The sequence below is a fragment of the Allobosea massiliensis genome (assembly GCF_042655245.1).
Taxonomy (GTDB): domain Bacteria; phylum Pseudomonadota; class Alphaproteobacteria; order Rhizobiales; family Beijerinckiaceae; genus Allobosea; species Allobosea massiliensis.
The window spans coordinates 1-1,861 of record NZ_JBHSLU010000154.1; the positions used below are offsets into that span (position 1 = coordinate 1).

The 1,861-nt window shown below is 63.9% G+C and carries 1 pseudogene; it reads left to right on the top strand.

Annotation, left to right across the window (positions count from 1 at the left end):
* The first annotated feature begins 507 nt into the window (after nucleotides 1-507).
* Nucleotides 508-1,735 (top strand): annotated as a pseudogene (locus tag ACFPN9_RS28900) (IS3 family transposase).
* The last annotated feature ends 126 nt before the right edge of the window (nucleotides 1,736-1,861 follow it).

Below are 1,861 nucleotides of genomic sequence, written 5' to 3' on the forward strand. Positions count from 1 at the left end.
CCATCGTCAGCCTGCCAGCCGTGGCCGCCTGACCAGCCCGACCAAAGCCGGCACGCGGTGGCTCTGCGAAGCTACACCACCAGCAGGGACACGACCGCGATGTCGGAAGCGCACCCCTTCGTCATCCATGCGCAGTCGAGCATCGCATCCTCACCGATGTCGCCGCGAGCGAGGCACAGGTTCCGGCCCTTTGCGCAGGGCTCCTTGGGCGCATTTGCGGGGCCGGTGTGGGCGTTGATGTCTCGCTGCACACTGGAGGCCCTCGCCGCTGGCATTGCAGTGGGCCTGGAAGGCGGCATCTGCCCCGGTGCGGCCGGAAGCCTTGATTAGCAATTCGAACTACCGGAAGCCGACGTTTGGCGCCCGACGCGCGAATAGTGTCCGTTCATCGAACCTGCTCCCGAGGAGCTGATTTAGCTGAGATGTCCAGAGGCTGGAGCGCACCCCGTTTTGATCGGACAGGTGGCATAGCCGCTAAGGCATAGGCATTCGCCTATGAGTACGACTATGTCGAAATCCCCTGACGGCCCGTTCTCGTGGGTCGAAGTCATCACTTCGGTGCAGCGCCGGCGCCGGTGGTCGACGGCCGAGAAGGTCCGTCTCGTCGAAGAAGCGATGTAGCCTGGAATAAGCGTGTCGATCGTGGCACGTCAGGCCAGCATCTCGCCCTTGCAGCTCTTCGCCTGGAAGCGCCGCATGCTGGAAGGCGGTCACGCCGCCGTTCAAGCGGATGAGGACGTCGTTGGCACCTCGCGCGTCCGCAATCTGGAGAAACGCGTTCGCGATCTAGAGCGGTTGCTCGGTCGCAAGACGATGGAGAATGAAATCCTCAAAGAGGCGCTCGACGTCGCCGCCCAATAAAACGGACATCGCCCTTGCTGTCCTGGAGCGATCCGACGGACGGTTCACGGTGAGCGCGGTCGCACGGACGCTCGGCGTCGCTCGTTCCCACATCAACGAGCGACGCGGCGGGACGCCCACGCCGCGTGCGCCGTATCGCAAGGCGCAGGATGTTGAGTTCCTTCCGTCGATCCGGGCCATCGTCGATACCCGGCCGACCTATGGCTATCGACGCGTGACAGCACTCTTGAACCAAGAGCGGCGAGCAAAAGGCCTGCCGACCATCAATGCCAAGCGGGAGCTGCGGATCATGCAGCATCACGGCCTAACGCTGGAACGCCATACGGCACATCGGCCCGGTCGGCAGCATGACGGCGTCGTCATCGCGCTTCGTTCGAATGTGCGATGGTGCTCGGACCATCTGGAGATCCATGCTCGCAACAGCGAGGTCGTGCGCGTCCTCTTTGTACTGGATGCCTGCGACCGCGAGATCATTGCCTGGTCGGCGGTGGCGCAAGCCGGCCTCTCCGGCGAGATGGTCCGCGAACTCATGGTGCCCGCCGTCGAACGCCGCTTTGGCACGACCAGGGTGCCGCACGCGGTCGAATGGCTGTCCGACAACGGCAGCGCCTACATCGCCAGGGACACAGCCGACACAGCACGCGCCCTCGGCCTAGCGCTGCTCTTCACCCCCGTTCGCAGCCCAGAGTCGAACGGAATGTCGGAAGCCTTCGTCAAAACGCTGAAACGTGACTACGCTCGCGTGACGACCTTACCCGACGCCGACACCATCCTTACCTTGCTCCCCCTCTGGATCGAGGACTATTGCGAGGTCCACCCGCACTCAGGCTTGAAGTTCCGCTCGCCTCGCGAGTTCATCAAGCTGAGTGCGTAGACCCAACCGCCTCGTATCCGGCGAAACGGGTCGTGTCCCTGCTGGTGGTGTAGCTTCGCAGAGCCACCGCGTGCCGGCTTTGGTCGGGCTGGTCAGGCGGCCACGGCTGGCAGGCTGACGATGGGA